The following is a 14789-nucleotide window of genomic DNA, read 5'->3' as shown; positions in this document are numbered from 1 at the left end:
GAGGGGGCCGGGCTCAGGGGTTTTTGCTGGGCAGTCCGTGCTCCAGGACGTCGAGCGTGCGATCGAGGAGGGTCGCGAAGTCGTCCCGGTGGCCGTGCTCGGCCCAGTAGATGGACGCCTGCATCAGTCCGCCCATGAGCGACATCGTGTACACCCGGACCTCCAGGCTCTCGGGGTCCAGACCGGTGCGCTCGCCGATCACCTCACCGAACATACGGCCGGTGACCGACATGCTCTCCATCATCCGCGAGCGCACCGCGGGGACCTGGACCATCACACGGGTGCGCAGCCGCGCCACCTCCGGGTCGTCCTCGATGCCCGGGCGGACCGCCTTCAGCATCACGTGGCGGACGCTGTCGGGCCACGGCTCGTCGGCCGGCCGGGCCCGTAGTTCCGCCACGAGGACCGGGTCCCACTCGTCGGTGAGGACGATGTCCTCCTTGGTCGGGAAGTACCGGAAGACGGTCGACGGCGACACTTCGGCGCGCTCGGCGATCTGGTCGATCGTCGTGGCGTCGTACCCCTGTTCCCCGATCAGCGCGTAGGTCGCGGTGCGGATCGCCTCGCGGGTCTTGATCTTCTTGCGCTCACGCAGACCCAGCTGGGGGCGGTCGGCGGGGGAGGCGGGGCGTGCGGCCGTCATGTGGTTCATTGTCGGGCATCCGCCGCGGCCGGGGCCATGTCGGAGCCGGTGCTCCGGGTGCGGCGCGCCGTCGGCGTTCCCGGCAGGAAGGCCGCCGCGAGCAGCGCCGGCGGCGGGGCGGCGACCGCGCGGACCAGCAGGACCAGGGTCATGCCGTGCACGTGGGCGGCGTTCGCGGAGGCGGCGAGTGCGCCGAGCCCGCCCGGTCGGCGATCAGACGGGGGGCGGCCACCGAGTCCCCGGCGGTGCCGGCGGCCCCGGCGGGCGGGCCGGTGACGTCGAGACGGTCGCGGAAGGTGCTCGCGCGCAGCCTGCCGAGCAGGGCGCGATGCCGATGGCGCCGCCGACCTGACGCAGGGGCATCAGCAGGCCGGAGCCGCTGCCCGCCCGGTCGGCGGGGAGGGTGATGAGCGCCCCGGTCATGGACGGGACGAGAGCGACTCCGGAGCCCAGGCCTGCCACGGCGAGCCACGGCGCGGTGAAGCCGGAGCCGGCCGTCGTCCGGGTGCCGGGCAGGGCGGCGAGGGAGACGATCACGAGGCCGGCGGCGACCGTGGCCCGCCCACCGAAGCGGAGGGAGGCGGTCGGGGCGAGCCGGGCGGCGCCCGACGGACCGAGCACCAGCGGCAGCAGCCGAACACCGGTGCCGAGGGTGTCGTCGCCGAGGACGGCCCGGAGGTGGGGCGGCAGCACGAACAGCAGGCCGGACAGCACGAACATCGCCGGCGTCGCGGCGCCCGCGTCGAACAGGAAACCGCGGTGGGCGACGGCCCGCCCCGGAAGTGTTCGTGACGGCAGCCGTGAAAGGAAGGTGACTGTCAAAATCCAGGGGCTGTCAATCGCCGGCCTTCCGAGGGCGCGAAAAAGGCCACGGCTGGAGAGCCGTGGCCGGGAGAAGGGGCGGAAGACCGACACTACGCGTGCTGGTACGCCACCAGCGAGATGCCGACGTAGTGGACGACGAACGCGGCGAGCGTGAGGAGGTGGAAGACCTCGTGGAAGCCGAACCAGCGCGGTGAGGGGTTCGGCCGCTTGATGCCGTAGATCACGCCGCCCGCGCTGTAGAGGATCCCGCCGACGATCACCAGGACCAGCACCGCGATGCCGCCGGTGCGCATGAAGTCCGGGAGGAAGAAGACGGCCGCCCAGCCCATCGCGATGTAGCAGGGGGTGTAGAGCCAGCGCGGGGCGCCGACCCAGAAGACCCGGAAGGCGATGCCCGCGAGCGCCGCGCCCCAGATGCCCCACAGCAGCCACCGGCCCTTGGAGTCCGGCAGGAGCAGCAGGGTCAGCGGGGTGTAGGTGCCCGCGATGATCAGGAAGATGTTGGCGTGGTCGAGGCGGCGCAGGATGCCGTCCATGCGCGCGTTCCAGTCGCCGCGGTGGTAGAGCGCGCTCACGCCGAACAGCAGGCAGGCGGTGAGTGCGTAGATGCCGCAGGCGATGCGGCCCCGGGGGGAGTCCGCGAGGGCGGTCAGCACCAGGCCGGCGATGAGCGCGGCCGGGAACATGCCGAGGTGCAGCCAGCCGCGGAGCTTGGGCTTGACGGGGTGGGGCAGGGAGAGCGCGACGGGGCCTCGGCCGGCGGCCGGCGTGTCCGTGGGCGCGTCGGGGACGGGCGTAGTCATGGCCTGCATGGTACCTACGGAACCGTAAGTTACGGATCAGTCCCGCTGCTTCCGGGGGTCGGCAGTGGCCATCGTCTCACGGCGGTGCACGGGTACCCGCTTCGGGTTCATCTCAAAAGATCTTCTGCTGAACACCAAGTGGACGCAAAGAAGCGCGGTTATGCGTGGCGATCCTCACTCTGCTCACCTGTGACGCCGTCTGGACAGATGGGCGCGGGCGTCGGATGATCAGATGAGTGCGGTCGGCACCGGATGAGCGCCAAGGGCGAACCCGTGATGCAGCATCCGGGCCGCAGCCCCCACGGGGCCTCCAACAAAAAACCCCTCATTTAGGAGCGATCGTGGCGCGCGACATCGCGGCTCCCACCGTCCCCACCAACCATCAGGAACTGATCTCGTGGGTCAACGAGATCGCCGAACTGACGCAGCCGGACAGTGTGGTCTGGTGTGACGGGTCCGAGGCCGAGTACGAGCGACTGTGCGGGGAGCTCGTCGAGAAGGGCACCTTCAAGCGCCTCGACCCGATCAAGCGCCCCAACTCCTACTACGCCGCTTCCGACCCGACCGATGTCGCCCGGGTCGAGGACCGGACCTTCATCTGCTCCGAGAAGGAGGAGGACGCCGGCCCCACCAACCACTGGAAGGCCCCCGCCGAGATGCGGGAGATCTTCGCCGGTGAGAAGGGCGTCTTCCGCGGCTCGATGCGCGGCCGCACCATGTACGTCGTCCCGTTCTGCATGGGCCCGCTCGGCTCGGACCTCTCCGCGATCGGCGTCGAGATCACCGACTCCGCCTACGTCGCGGTCTCCATGCGCACCATGACGCGCATGGGCCGGCCGGTCCTGGACGAGCTGGGCTCCGACGGGTTCTTCGTCAAGGCCGTCCACACCCTCGGCGCCCCCCTGGAGGAGGGCCAGGCCGACGTCCCGTGGCCGTGCAACTCCACCAAGTACATCTCGCACTTCCCCGAGAGCCGCGAGATCTGGTCCTACGGCTCCGGCTACGGCGGCAACGCCCTGCTCGGCAAGAAGTGCTACGCCCTGCGCATCGCCTCCGTCATGGCCCGCGACGAGGGCTGGCTGGCCGAGCACATGCTGATCCTCAAGCTCACCCCGCCGCAGGGCGAGTCCAAGTACGTCGCCGCCGCCTTCCCCTCCGCCTGCGGCAAGACCAACCTCGCGATGCTGGAACCCACCGTCTCCGGCTGGACGGTGGAGACGATCGGCGACGACATCGCCTGGATGCGCTTCGGCGAGGACGGCCGGCTCTACGCCATCAACCCCGAGGCCGGTTTCTTCGGCGTCGCGCCCGGCACCGGTGAGCACACCAACGCCAACGCGATGAAGACCCTGTGGGGCAACTCGGTCTTCACCAACGTCGCCCTCACCGACGACAACGACATCTGGTGGGAGGGCATGACGGAGGAGACCCCGGCCCACCTCACCGACTGGAAGGGCAACGACTGGACGCCGGCCTCCGGGACCCCGGCGGCCCACCCCAACGCCCGCTTCACCGTCCCGGCCTCGCAGTGCCCGATCATCGCGCCCGAGTGGGAGGACCCGAGGGGTGTGCCGATCTCGGCGATCCTCTTCGGCGGCCGGCGCGCCAGCGCGGTCCCGCTGGTGACGGAGTCCTTCGACTGGAACCACGGCGTGTTCCTCGGCGCCAACGTGGCCAGCGAGAAGACCGCCGCCGCCGAGGGCAAGGTCGGCGAGCTGCGCCGCGACCCCTTCGCCATGCTGCCGTTCTGCGGCTACAACATGGGCGACTACATGGGCCACTGGATCGACGTCGCCAAGGGCAAGGACCGGACGAAGCTGCCGAGGATCTACTACGTCAACTGGTTCCGCAAGAACGACGAGGGCAAGTTCGTCTGGCCCGGCTTCGGTGAGAACAGCCGCGTCCTGAAGTGGATCGTGGAGCGCCTGGACGGCAAGGCCGAGGGTGTCGAGACCCCGATCGGCATCCTGCCGACGAAGGAGGCCCTCGACACGGCCGGTCTGGAACTGGCCGACTCCGACCTGGAGTTCCTGCTCACGGTCGACAAGGAGGTCTGGCGCGAGGAGGCCGCCCTGGTCCCCGAGCACCTCAACACCTTCGGCGACCACACCCCGAAGGAGCTGTGGGACGAGTACCGCGCACTGGTGCAGCGCCTGGGCTGAGCCCGCCGGGTCCGAAGGACCCTCCCCGGACGCCGCGGCCGGCTGCCGACCCTGACCAGCGACATCGTCACGGCCGGCCGCGGTGACAGCACCAACCGCACCACAGACCGGCGAGGTTTCGCACAACGGCGTGCGGAATCATGGGCCTGTCGTCACGTCCTGTCCGCCCCGACAGGAGGTGACGACAGGCCTTCGCCCGTTCTCGGGCCGCCCCCGCGGAACACCCACATCCGCAGCAGTGTGAAGCGCAGGACCGTCGCCGCGCCGTTGGCCACGATCAGCGCCCCGATCTCCACGTGCGCCGAGTCCGACAGCGTCCGGTGCGCCAGCGCCAGGGCGCCGCTGCTGAGCGCGAGCCCGGCGGCGAAGGCCACCAGCCCCTGCAGCTGATGCCGGGCGGCCCCCTCCGTGCCGCGCACCCCGAAGGTGAACCGGCGGTTGGCGGCGGTGTTCGCCACCGCGGTGACCAGCAGGGCGACCAGGTTGGCGAGCTGCGCGTCGAGGAGCGGCCGGAGCGCCGCGAACAGACCCAGATGGGCGACGGTGGACAGCACGCCGATGACGGCGAAGACCGGCAGTTGCCGGGTGACCCCGGGGGAGCGGGGTGCGTGTGTCTGGGCGCGCTGAGCCATTCCAGCATTGTACGGTAAGTGAGCAAATATGACCGTAGGTGAGCAAATCGGGCACACTGTCGTGCCCGTCCGCTCCGGATGGGCTGGGATCACCGCATGATCGAGTCGTCGGTTGAGCTGTCGGTCGTGATTCCGATGTTCAACGAGGAAGAGGCCCTGCCCGCTCTGGCGGAGCGGCTGCGGCCGGTGCTGGACGGAACCGGGGAGACGTACGAGGTCGTCGCCGTGGACGACGGTTCCACCGACGGGACGGTCGGTCAACTCGAACACCTGCGGGCCGGCTGGCCACAGCTGCGGGTGGTGCGGCTGCGCCGCAACAGCGGGCACCAGGCCGCGCTGACCGCCGGGCTGCACCACGCCCGAGGTCACTACGCGGCGAGCCTCGACGCCGACCTCCAGGACCCGCCGGAGAAGATCCCCGAGATGCTCGCCCTGGCCCGCTCCCGGCACCTGGACGTCGTCTACGGCGTACGCGCCAACCGCTCCAGCGACACCGGCTTCAAACGCCGTACCGCCGCCGCCTACTACTGGCTGATGCGCCGTCTGGTCGGCAACCATGTCTCCGCCCAGGCCGGCGACTTCCGGCTGCTGTCGCGCAACGCCCTCGACGCCCTGAGGGCACTGCCCGACCAGCCGCAGGTGTACCGGCTCCTCATGCCGTGGTTCGGCTTCCCCAGCGGCGAGGTCGCCTACCGCCGCGACCCGCGCGTCGCCGGTCGCACCAAGTACCCCCTGCGCAAGATGGTCCTGCTGGCGGTCGACAGCGTGATCGGCTTCTCCGTCGCCCCGCTGCGGCTGGCGATCTGGCTCGGTGTGCTCGCCTTCTGCGTCTGCCTCGGCATGCTCACGTACACCCTGTCCGCGTACGCCGCGGGCGACACCACCCGCGGCTGGACCTCCCTGATCATCGCGGTGCTCTTCGTCGGCTCCGTCCAGCTCATCTGCCTGGGCGTGGTCGGTGAGTACATCGGCCGTATCTACACCGCGGCGCAGCGGCGTCCCACCTACTACGTCGCCGACGACACCGGCGCGTCCGCCCCGGCGAGCGCCCTCAGGTCCGGGCCGGCGCGGCCGCGGTCGGGCTGACCGCCGGCCGGCCGGCTTCGGCCGGCGCCTGCGGGCCCCGGGACAGCTCGCGGACGGTCGTCCGGAGCACGGCCACCAACGCCAGCAGCATCAGCGCGCTGTGCGCGGGCATCGACAGATACGGGGCCAGCTCCGCGGAGTTGCACTTCAGATAGCTGCCGAACGAGGCGAGCTGCACCAGCACCGGCACGTACCAGAGCCGCCGGGGCAGGACGAACGCGGCCACCACGCTGAGCACGTCCGCGACGTAGAAGTACCGCTCGTGCATCGAGGGCAGCAGGAACGGCACCACGATCGCGGAACAGGCGGCCAGCAGCACGACGTGGGTGTCCGTGAGCCCCGGAGCCCCGGGGGCGGCGTCCGGCGCGCCGGACCGGCCGCGGCGCAGGGACCACACCGCCAGTCCGGTCAGGAGGGACACGAGCACGCCCGCGGCCAGCACCCCCGCGGTGCGCACCGGGCCGGTGTCACCGGGCACCGACACGAACTCGTAGACGGACGGCGCCTGGAGGGACAGGAGCTGGTAGGTGTCCGTCTGCCGGGCGTAGACCGTCAGCAGCCGCCAGGGGTCGGCGCCGAGCAGCAGGGCCGGGACGTCGAGGGCGAGGTACGCGCCCGGGACCGCGAGCAGGCTCCGCCACGGCACCCGCCCCACCAGGACCAGGACGAGCAGGAAGGGGAAGAGGAAGACGGCCTGGAACTTGAACGCCAGGGCGATCCCGAAGAACGCGCACGCCCACCACGGCCGGCGGCCCAGCACATGATGGACGCCGCCGACCAGGAAGGCCGCGTAGACGGCGTCGCACTGGCCCCACCATCCGCTGTTGGTGACGACGGTGGGCAGGAACAGCACCACGGCCGCCGCGCCGAAGCCGGCCCGGGACGGGACGGGACGCAGCCGGGTCACGATCCGGAAGGTGTAGTACGCGAGCGCCAGGTCGAACAGGACCGAGAGCCACTTGATGCCGGCCAGCGCCGGCAGCGGCAGGTAGGTGAGCGCGGCCAGCAGGTACAGGTAGGGGACGTTGTAGTCCGAGAAGCCCGGGTCGGCGAGGGCGCGGAACCCGCCGTGGGCCGACAGATGCCGGTACCAGGGCTCGAGGAAGATGACGTAGTCGCCCGATGTGCCGGGCGTCAGGAAGATGCGGGCCGAGAGGGCCGCCGCCACCGTGGTGTACACGGTCAGCGCCCGCACCGTCGGATCGGTCGTCGTCATCCGGCACTCCCTGCGGGGCTCGGTTCGGGTGCGGGGCGCAGGGCGTCCCGGAAGGACTCCGGCACCTGGGAAAGGAGCGCGGGATCGGCCGCGACGGCACTGCGGAACTCGTCCGCCGCTTCCTCGTCGCGATGCTTGCGCGCCCAGAGGTCCCCGAGGTGCAGATGTGCCGTGGCCGCCCGCGGATCGGCTCCGACGGCGCGTTCCAGGAGTCCCATGGCGCGGTCGGGGTCGCTCGACTTCAGCAGCAGTGCCTCGTTGAAGAGGGCCGCCTGGAACGACGGATCGATCTTCAGGGTCTTCTCGTAGGCGGCGCGGGCGTCGGCGGTCCGGCCGTCCTCGTGCGCGATGACGCCCAGGTTGTACCAGGCGACCGCGTTGTCCGGGTCCAGCGCGAGGACCTTGCGGTAGAGACGCGAAGCCCCTTGGGGATCCGCGCTCTGCTGCAGCGTGAGTCCTGTCCGCAGCAGGGTGTCGGCCGTCGGGGGCCGTTTCACCGGGGGCCGTGCCGCCGGTTCCGGGAACGCCGCCGAACAGACGACCACCGACCACGCCATCACTCCGGTGGCGGCGGCAGCCGCACCGGAGAGCACCACCAACAATCGCCCGCGTTTCACGCCATGACGTTACGAGGCCGTTCTCACGCCGCGGACGAGCGGCGGGCGGGGAGGGGCGCGGTCCACCCGAATGCAGGCAGCAGGACCTGGTGCCCGGCGGACAGAAAGGTGGCGCCCGGTCCGCGCGTCGCTGCGGGTGCACGCGGACCGGGGCCGTAGAGGGACCCCGAAGGGGGTCAGCCGGCGGTGCTCAGCTCCTGCTGCTCCGCCAGCGCGGCGGCGTGCGCGTCCATGCGCTGCGCCGCCAGGATCGCCGCCGCCGTGTCCGCGCGGGACGCGGCGACGACCAGGGCCCGTCCCGCGAGGGAGTGCGCCCGCTGGTGCAGGGCGGCGACCCGGGACTCGTGGCCGGCGGAGGCCGCCGCCCGGGCCGGTGCCCGTCCTTCCCGCAGCCGGGCCACCTGCTGTGCGAGCCGTGCGGCCGCGGTGTCGAGGTCGTCGGACGGCGCCGGCCCGCGCAGCTCGTCGGTGACGGCGAGCAGGGCGGCGAGGTGACCGGCGAGCTGGATGTCCAGCTCCTCCTCGCGGCTGCGGTGGGGGAAGTCGGAGGTGCCGGCCATCGTGGTGTGGACGGACCCCTTGCGTGCGGAAGGGGTGCGGATCGGCTCGTACATGAGGATGGCCTCCTGTGCTCTGACAGGAAGCCATCCTAGCTTGGATTTCGTCTAAAGTTGAGCCGTTCACAGAACAGGACGACTGCTCCACGCACCGTGAGGGGCGGGGTCAGGGCTGGCCGTAGCCGTCCAGGAAGCGCGCGATCCGGCCCATGGCGTCCCGCAGATCCGTCGCCGTCGGCAGGGTGACCACCCGGAAGTGGTCCGGCTCCGGCCAGTTGAAGCCGGTGCCCTGGACGACCATGATCTTCTCCTGGCGCAGCAGGTCCAGGACCATCTGCCGGTCGTCCTTGATCTTGAAGACGGTCGGGTCGAGGCGCGGGAAGAGATACAGCGCCCCCTTCGGCCGGACGCAGGTCACCCCCGGGATCCGCGTCAGCAGCTCGTACGCCGTGTCCATCTGCTCCTTCAGCCGTCCGCCCGGCAGCACCAGGTCGTCGATGGACTGCCGCCCGCTGAGCGCGGCCACCACTCCGTGCTGGCCCGGCATGTTCGCGCACAGCCGCATGTTCGCCAGGATCGTCAGACCCTCGATGTAGGAGTCGGCGTGGGCGCGCGGCCCGGAGATCGACATCCAGCCGACCCGATAGCCGGCGACGCGGTAGGCCTTCGACATCCCGTTGAAGGTGAGCGTCAGCAGGTCCGGGGCCACAGCGGCGGTGGGGGTGTGCGTGGCACCGTCGTACAGGATCTTGTCGTAGATCTCGTCGGAGCAGACGAGCAGGTTGTGCCGCCGCGCGATGTCGGTCAGTCCGCGGACCATCGCCTCTTCGTACACCGCCCCCGTCGGGTTGTTGGGGTTGATGATGACGATCGCCTTGGTGCGGTCGGTGACCTTGCGCTCGACGTCCGCGAGGTCGGGCATCCAGTCCGACTGCTCGTCGCAGCGGTAGTGGACGGCCGTGCCGCCGGACAGGGACACGGCGGCCGTCCACAGCGGATAGTCGGGCGACGGTACGAGCACCTCGTCGCCGTCGTCCAGGAGCCCCTGCATCGCCATCACGATCAGCTCGGAGACGCCGTTGCCGATGAAGACGTGCTCGACGTCCGTCTCGATGCCGAGGGTCTGGTTGTGCATGACGACCGCGCGGCGCGCCGCGAGCAGGCCCTTGGCGTCGCCGTAGCCGTGCGCCGTGGAGACGTTGCGGAGGACGTCCTCCAGGATCTCCGGCGGGGCCTCGAAGCCGAAGGCGGCCGGGTTGCCGGTGTTCAGCTTGAGGATGCGGTGCCCTGCCGCTTCCAGGCGCATCGCCTCCTCGAGAACCGGGCCCCGGATCTCGTAACAGACGTTGGCGAGCTTGGTCGACTGGATCACCTGCATGTCTGGGAGCTTACGGCCCGGTAACGCTCCGCGGGGGGTGTTTTCCACCACGCGAGACGGGTGTTTTGGTCGGTTATCGCCGGTAGCTGTCCCCTGAGGGGCGCCCGTCCCTACAATGCGCGCCCATGTCCAGGCCAGGCGAGCACGAAAACGGGACGAACGGAGTGAATTCCATGAAGGGCGACGCGCCCGAGGTTCAGCCGGTCGTGTACCAGCCGTACGCCGAGACCGATGTGCCCTCCTATGAGCAGTACACCGACCCGGCGGCCGCGCACGGCTGGCAGAACGCGTACGACGAGACGCAGCAGCTGCCCCGGATCGGCCCCGACGGGGACGTCGGCCTGGCCGGCGGCCGCGCGGACCGCCGTCGTGCCGCCCGCCGTGGGGACGGCCGGCGCCGGGTGATGATCGCCGCGGGTGCGGTGGGGGCCGCTTCCCTGGCCGCCGTGATCGCCGGCTTCTCGCTCTCCGGGTCCGCGTCGAGCGGATCGGGCGGCGAGAAGGGCGGCACCCGGTCGGATCTGCCCAGCGTCACGGACCTGGTGTCCTCGGGCGGGTCGGCCGTGCCCGGAACGGCCGGCTCCTCCGGTTCGCCGACCGGCGCCGCGTCGCCCGGCGCGAGTGCCTCGGCGGACGCCTCCGCCGACCCGGAGGTGAGCGGCGAGCCCTCGACGGCCCCCTCCTCCGCCGCCGTCGCCCCCTCGGCCACCGCCACGTCCTCCACCTCGGACGACTCCGCCCCGGCCGACACCGCCCCGGGCAACTCCAACGGCAAGGGCCGCGGGCGGGGGCACTGACACCGCGGCAGGCGTCACCCTCGCCACGGGTCCCGGGCCCGCCGGTGAACGGCCGCCGCTGGAGGGTCCCACCTGGAGACGGACCGGATCGCGCCAACTCCCGGCCGGAATCAACTGCTTGCCCCTCCGTGCATCCGTACCAAGAATGCACATGACAAAAAAGTGGCGGCCGGAAGATCTCCGGTCGCCTCGTCGTCAGAGGGGACCCCCACATGAGAAAGCCTCTCGTTGCCGCCGTCTTCGCCCTGGCCGTCGTCGGGGCCGGTGCGGCACCCGCGGTCGCGGCGCCCGACACGAAGGACGCGGCCGCGCCCACGCTGCAGGCCGTCAACCTCGCCGGGACCGTGGCGCTCAGCAACTGTTCCGGATCGGTCATCCGCTTCCCGAACTCCCTGGACACCGACCCCGCACTGGTGCTCAGCAACGGCCACTGCCTGACCTCCGGCTTCCTGGACCCGGGCGAGGTCCTCACCAACCAGACCTCCACCCGGTCCTTCGGGCTGCTCAACTCCTCCGGCACCCGCGTCGCGACCCTGCGCGCCAGCAAGCTCGCCTACGCGACGATGACCGACACGGACGTGTCGATCTACCAGCTCACCAGCACGTACGCGACGATCAAGAACTCGTACGGGATCTCCGCGCTGACCGTGCAGGACACCCACCCGACCGCCGGTACCGCCATCACCGTGGCGTCCGGCTACTGGAAGAGGCTCTACAGCTGCAACATCGACGGGTTCGTGTACCGGCTGAAGGAGGGCGACTGGACCTGGAAGGACTCGGTCCGCTACACCTCCGCCTGCCAGACCATCGGCGGCACCTCCGGCTCGCCGGTGATCGACCAGTCCACCGGCAAGGTCGTCGCCGTCAACAACACCGGCAACGAGGACGGCGCAACCTGCACGGTGAACAACCCCTGCGAGGTCGACGCGAGCGGCAACGTCACCGTCCGCCAGGGCATCAACTACGCCCAGGAGATCTACCAGATCCCGGCCTGCTTCACGACCGGCAACCAGCTCAACCTGAGCGCGAGCGCGTGCACCCTGCCCAAGCCGTAGGGCGCAGGCCGTAGGGCGCGCGGGCGTTCCGTCACACGGGACTGCGACGGACCGCCCGGCCCGCCAGCACATCCGTCCGCCGGCCGTCCTCGATGACGAAACGGCCGTCGACGAGGACGTACGGGATGCCCGTGGGAAGCGTGCGGGGGGCGTCGTACGTCGCACCGGCCGCCACCGTCCGCGGATCGAACAGGACCAGGTCGGCGCGGTGACCCTCGCGGACCAGGCCCCGGTCGGGCAGGCGCAGCCGGGCCGCCGGACGGCCGGTCAGATGCGCCACGCACTCCTCCAGGGACAGGATCCCCAGCTCCCTCACGTACCGGCCGAGATAGTGCGGGAACGTGCCGTACGCCCGCGGGTGCGGCCTGGCGCCCTGCAGGACGCCGTCCGAGCCGCCCGTGTGGACGCGGTGGCGCATGATGGCCCGCACGTTCTCCTCGTGGCCCACGTGCTGCAGGATCGTCGGGCCGAGGGCGTCCTCGAGCAGCAGCCGGCGGGCCGTCGCCCAGGGTGCCTCGCCGCGCAGCGACGCCGACTGCCGGACCGTACGGCCGACGAAGTCCCCGAGGGCCGGGTTCGTCACGCCCGAGATCTCGACCGTGTCCCAGTCCACCGGCACCCCGTGGCAGCCGTCCGCGCCGGTCACCTCCAGGTCGTGGCGGATGCGTTCGGCGGTCCCGTCGTGCGCGAGGCGGCGCAGGACCTCCCGGGGGCCGCCCTCGCCCGCCCAGCTCGGCAGCAGGGCCGCGAGCGTGGTGCAGCCGGGCGTGTAGGGGTAGGTGTCGAGCGTGATGTCGGCGCCCGCGTCGAGCGCCTCGTCCAGGAGGGCGAGCAGTTCGGGCGCCCTGCCCTCGTTCACACCGAAGTTCATCGTGGCGTGGGCCAGGTGGAGGGGGCAGTCCGCCTTCCGGGCCAGCTCCACCATCTCGGCGTACGCCTCCAGCGCGCCCGCCCCGTAGGAGCGGTGGTGCGGGCAGTAGTAGCCGCCGTAGCGGGCCACCACCCGGCACAGCCCGGTCAGTTCGGCGTCCTCGGCGTACATGCCGGGCGTGTACGTCAGGCCCGACGACAGGCCGACCGCCCCCTGTTCCAGGCCCTCCGCCACCAACTGCCGCATCCGGGCCGTCTCCTGGGGCGTGGCCGGGCGGTCCTCCCAGCCCACGGCCAGGGCGCGGACCGTGCCCTGCGGGACGAGGTAGGCGGCGTTCACCGCGATGCCCCGGTCCAGGCGGTCCAGGTACTCGCCCACCGACCGCCAGTCGAAGTCGATGTCGTCGCCGGGGCCGTTCCAGCCGGCGACGGCCTGGCGGACCGCCGCCAGGGTGCGGTCGTCGACCGGGGCGTACGACAGTCCGTCCTGGCCCAGGACCTCGAGCGTCACTCCCTGCGCGGCCTTCGCGCTGTGGTCCGGGTCGCGCAGCAGGGCGAGGTCGCTGTGCGCGTGCATGTCGATGAAGCCGGGGGAGAGGACCAGCCCCTCCGCGTCCAGCTCCCGCACGGCCCGGGGGCGCTGGCAGCCCGCCGCGGCGGCCTCCTTGACGATCGACACGATCCGTCCGCCGTCGATCACCACGTCCGCGCGGTAGGAGTCCGCGCCGGTGCCGTCGACGACGTCCGCGTCCCTGATGACGAGGTCTTCCATGCCGGCCCTCCGCTCAGAAGAACGTACGGATGTACTCGACGACCGTGCCGTCCGCCTCCGCGACCGGGATCAGCGGCCACTTGTCGAAGGACGTGCACGGGTGGGACAGACCCAGGCCGACCCAGTCGCCCACCCGGACGTCCGCCCCGTCGGTGGTGCGCAGCCAGGCGTGCTGGTCGGACAGGGCGGTGACCGAGACGCCGGTGGCCGGGCGCTCCGTGCCGTCGCGGCGCACCACCTGGGCGAACGGCAGGTCCAGGTCGTGGGCGGCGTCCCGCTTGCCGGCGTTCACGAACGCCTGGGAGGGGGAGGGGCGCGAGACGACCTGGGTCCACAGACGGAAGGCCGGCTCCAGGGCGCCTTCCTCCGGCACCCGGTTGAACGGGGTCAGCCGGCGGTAGTGGCCGTCGTCGTGCGAGACGTACGCGCCCGAGCGCAGCAGCTTCAGGACGGGGGAGGACAGGCCGGGGATCTCGGCGAAGACCTCGGCGACCGCGTCGAACCAGGCGCTGCCGCCCGCGCTGACGACGATCTCCTCCACGCCGACGAAGCGCCCCGCCTTGTCGAAGTCGACGGCGAGCGCCACCAGCCGGCGCAGCCAGGCCCGCACCCGCTCCCGGTCCGCCCGCGGGACCTCGCCCTCGTACCCCGCGACCCCCACCAGCCGCAGGGTCGTGGTGGCGGCCACCGCGTCCGCGACGGCCGCGCACTCCGCCTCCGTGCGGACACCGGTACGGGCGCCCTCGCCGGCGGCCAGCTCGACGACCACGTCCAGCGGGCGGGCCGCCCCGGTCAGGGCCGCGTCCATCAGCTTGACCCCGCGCACGGAGTCGACGTAGCAGACGAGCCGGAAGTCCGGATCGGCCGACAACTGGCCGGAGAACCAGCGCAGGGCCGCCGCGTCCACGACCTCGTTCGCGAGGAACACCCGCCGGACGCCGTACGCCCGCGCCACCCGGACCTGGTGCGGGACGGCCAGGGTGATGCCCCAGGCGCCGTAGTCGATCTGCCGCTGGAAGAGCTGGGGCGCCATGGTCGTCTTGCCGTGCGGGGCGAACGCGAGGCCGTGGCGGGTCGCGTACGTCTCCATCAGGCGCAGGTTGTGCTCCAGGCGCTCGGCGGAGAGGGCCAGGACCGGGGTCGCGAAGCCGTCGGCGAAGAGGTTGCGGCGCTGGGCGGTCAGCTCGGCGACGGTGAGGCCGTCGGCGTCCGGCGGGAGGCCCTTGAAGCGGTGGTCGACGCGTTCCTCGGCGAGTCGGGCGAGCGCCTCGGTGCTCATGGAACCTCCCTGATCAGGATGGTTGCAGTATGTGCAACATCCATTGCGTATGTCGCTTGTCGCTGTCTAACATCTCGCCCGACGCGGGGTCAACGGA

Annotated in this window: 13 protein-coding genes and 1 pseudogene; 4 read left to right on the top strand and 10 right to left on the bottom strand. The window is 71.5% G+C overall.

Features of this window, described 5'->3' with window-relative positions; translation table 11 throughout:
* Positions 1-13: 13 nt before the first annotated feature.
* The 3 genes and pseudogenes from ACFY30_RS02065 to ACFY30_RS02055 all read right to left on the bottom strand — a co-directional run bounded on the left by ACFY30_RS02065 (position 14) and on the right by ACFY30_RS02055 (position 2271).
* Entirely contained in the window at positions 14-652 is a 639-nt protein-coding gene (locus tag ACFY30_RS02065; RefSeq protein WP_390843258.1) for a TetR/AcrR family transcriptional regulator, read from the bottom strand.
* Positions 649-1411 (bottom strand): annotated as a pseudogene (locus ACFY30_RS02060) (MFS transporter); the annotation flags it as partial. The pseudogene ACFY30_RS02060 and the gene ACFY30_RS02065, both read right to left, overlap by 4 nt.
* A gap of 146 nt (positions 1412-1557) precedes the next feature.
* Positions 1558-2271, bottom strand: coding sequence for a hemolysin III family protein (locus ACFY30_RS02055; RefSeq protein ID WP_390843257.1), 714 nt, complete (start codon positions 2269-2271; stop codon positions 1558-1560).
* 341 nt (positions 2272-2612) lie between these two features.
* Here ACFY30_RS02055 and ACFY30_RS02050 point away from each other — a divergent pair, with 341 nt between their 5' ends.
* Positions 2613-4433: a phosphoenolpyruvate carboxykinase (GTP) gene (locus tag ACFY30_RS02050; RefSeq protein WP_390843256.1), complete on the top strand. Its 1821-nt coding sequence runs from the start codon at positions 2613-2615 to the stop codon at positions 4431-4433.
* Positions 4434-4585: 152 nt separating this feature from the next.
* Here the strand turns inward: ACFY30_RS02050 and ACFY30_RS02045 are convergent, their stop codons facing one another.
* Complete coding sequence (locus ACFY30_RS02045; RefSeq protein WP_390843255.1) at positions 4586-5065, bottom strand: GtrA family protein; 480 nt, start codon at positions 5063-5065, stop codon at positions 4586-4588.
* 96 nt (positions 5066-5161) lie between these two features.
* Here ACFY30_RS02045 and ACFY30_RS02040 point away from each other — a divergent pair, with 96 nt between their 5' ends.
* The gene (locus tag ACFY30_RS02040; RefSeq protein ID WP_390843254.1) at positions 5162-6151 is read left to right on the top strand and encodes a glycosyltransferase family 2 protein; all 990 of its coding nucleotides are present in this window, start codon (positions 5162-5164) and stop codon (positions 6149-6151) included.
* Here the strand turns inward: ACFY30_RS02040 and ACFY30_RS02035 are convergent.
* The 4 genes from ACFY30_RS02035 to ACFY30_RS02020 form a co-directional block, all read right to left on the bottom strand.
* On the bottom strand, positions 6117-7367 hold the full coding sequence (locus tag ACFY30_RS02035) for a glycosyltransferase 87 family protein (protein WP_390843253.1): 1251 nt from the start codon (positions 7365-7367) through the stop codon (positions 6117-6119). The two genes, ACFY30_RS02040 and ACFY30_RS02035, sit on opposite strands and share 35 nt — an antisense overlap.
* Positions 7364-7984: a tetratricopeptide repeat protein gene (locus tag ACFY30_RS02030; RefSeq protein ID WP_390843252.1), complete on the bottom strand. Its 621-nt coding sequence runs from the start codon at positions 7982-7984 to the stop codon at positions 7364-7366. Before ACFY30_RS02030 ends, ACFY30_RS02035 begins: the two co-directional genes overlap by 4 nt.
* Positions 7985-8160: 176 nt before the next feature.
* Complete coding sequence (locus ACFY30_RS02025; RefSeq protein WP_390843251.1) at positions 8161-8598, bottom strand: hypothetical protein; 438 nt, start codon at positions 8596-8598, stop codon at positions 8161-8163.
* 109 nt (positions 8599-8707) lie between these two features.
* Positions 8708-9919 carry a pyridoxal phosphate-dependent aminotransferase gene (locus ACFY30_RS02020; RefSeq protein WP_390843250.1) on the bottom strand — a complete coding sequence of 404 codons (1212 nt, stop codon included), beginning with the start codon at positions 9917-9919 and terminating at the stop codon, positions 8708-8710.
* A gap of 173 nt (positions 9920-10092) precedes the next feature.
* Here ACFY30_RS02020 and ACFY30_RS02015 point away from each other — a divergent pair, with 173 nt between their 5' ends.
* Together ACFY30_RS02015 and ACFY30_RS02010 are read left to right on the top strand one after the other, a co-directional pair.
* Positions 10093-10716, top strand: coding sequence for a hypothetical protein (locus ACFY30_RS02015; protein WP_390843249.1), 624 nt, complete (start codon positions 10093-10095; stop codon positions 10714-10716).
* Between the two features lie 212 nt (positions 10717-10928).
* Positions 10929-11771 (top strand): serine protease, encoded by an 843-nt coding sequence (locus ACFY30_RS02010; RefSeq protein WP_390843248.1) that lies wholly within the window; start codon positions 10929-10931, stop codon positions 11769-11771.
* 31 nt (positions 11772-11802) lie between these two features.
* Here ACFY30_RS02010 and ACFY30_RS02005 read toward each other — a convergent pair whose 3' ends face one another.
* Both ACFY30_RS02005 and ACFY30_RS02000 read right to left on the bottom strand, forming a co-directional pair.
* Positions 11803-13413, bottom strand: coding sequence for an amidohydrolase family protein (locus tag ACFY30_RS02005; protein ID WP_390843247.1), 1611 nt, complete (start codon positions 13411-13413; stop codon positions 11803-11805).
* Positions 13414-13426: 13 nt separating this feature from the next.
* A complete protein-coding gene (locus ACFY30_RS02000; protein WP_390843246.1) occupies positions 13427-14692 on the bottom strand; it encodes an amino acid deaminase in 1266 nt (421 codons plus the stop codon).
* Between the last annotated feature and the right edge of the window lie 97 nt (positions 14693-14789).

The organism is Streptomyces sp. NPDC000345, assembly GCF_042898825.1.
GTDB lineage: Bacteria > Actinomycetota > Actinomycetes > Streptomycetales > Streptomycetaceae > Streptomyces.
This window is presented reverse-complemented; position numbering and strand designations above follow the sequence as displayed.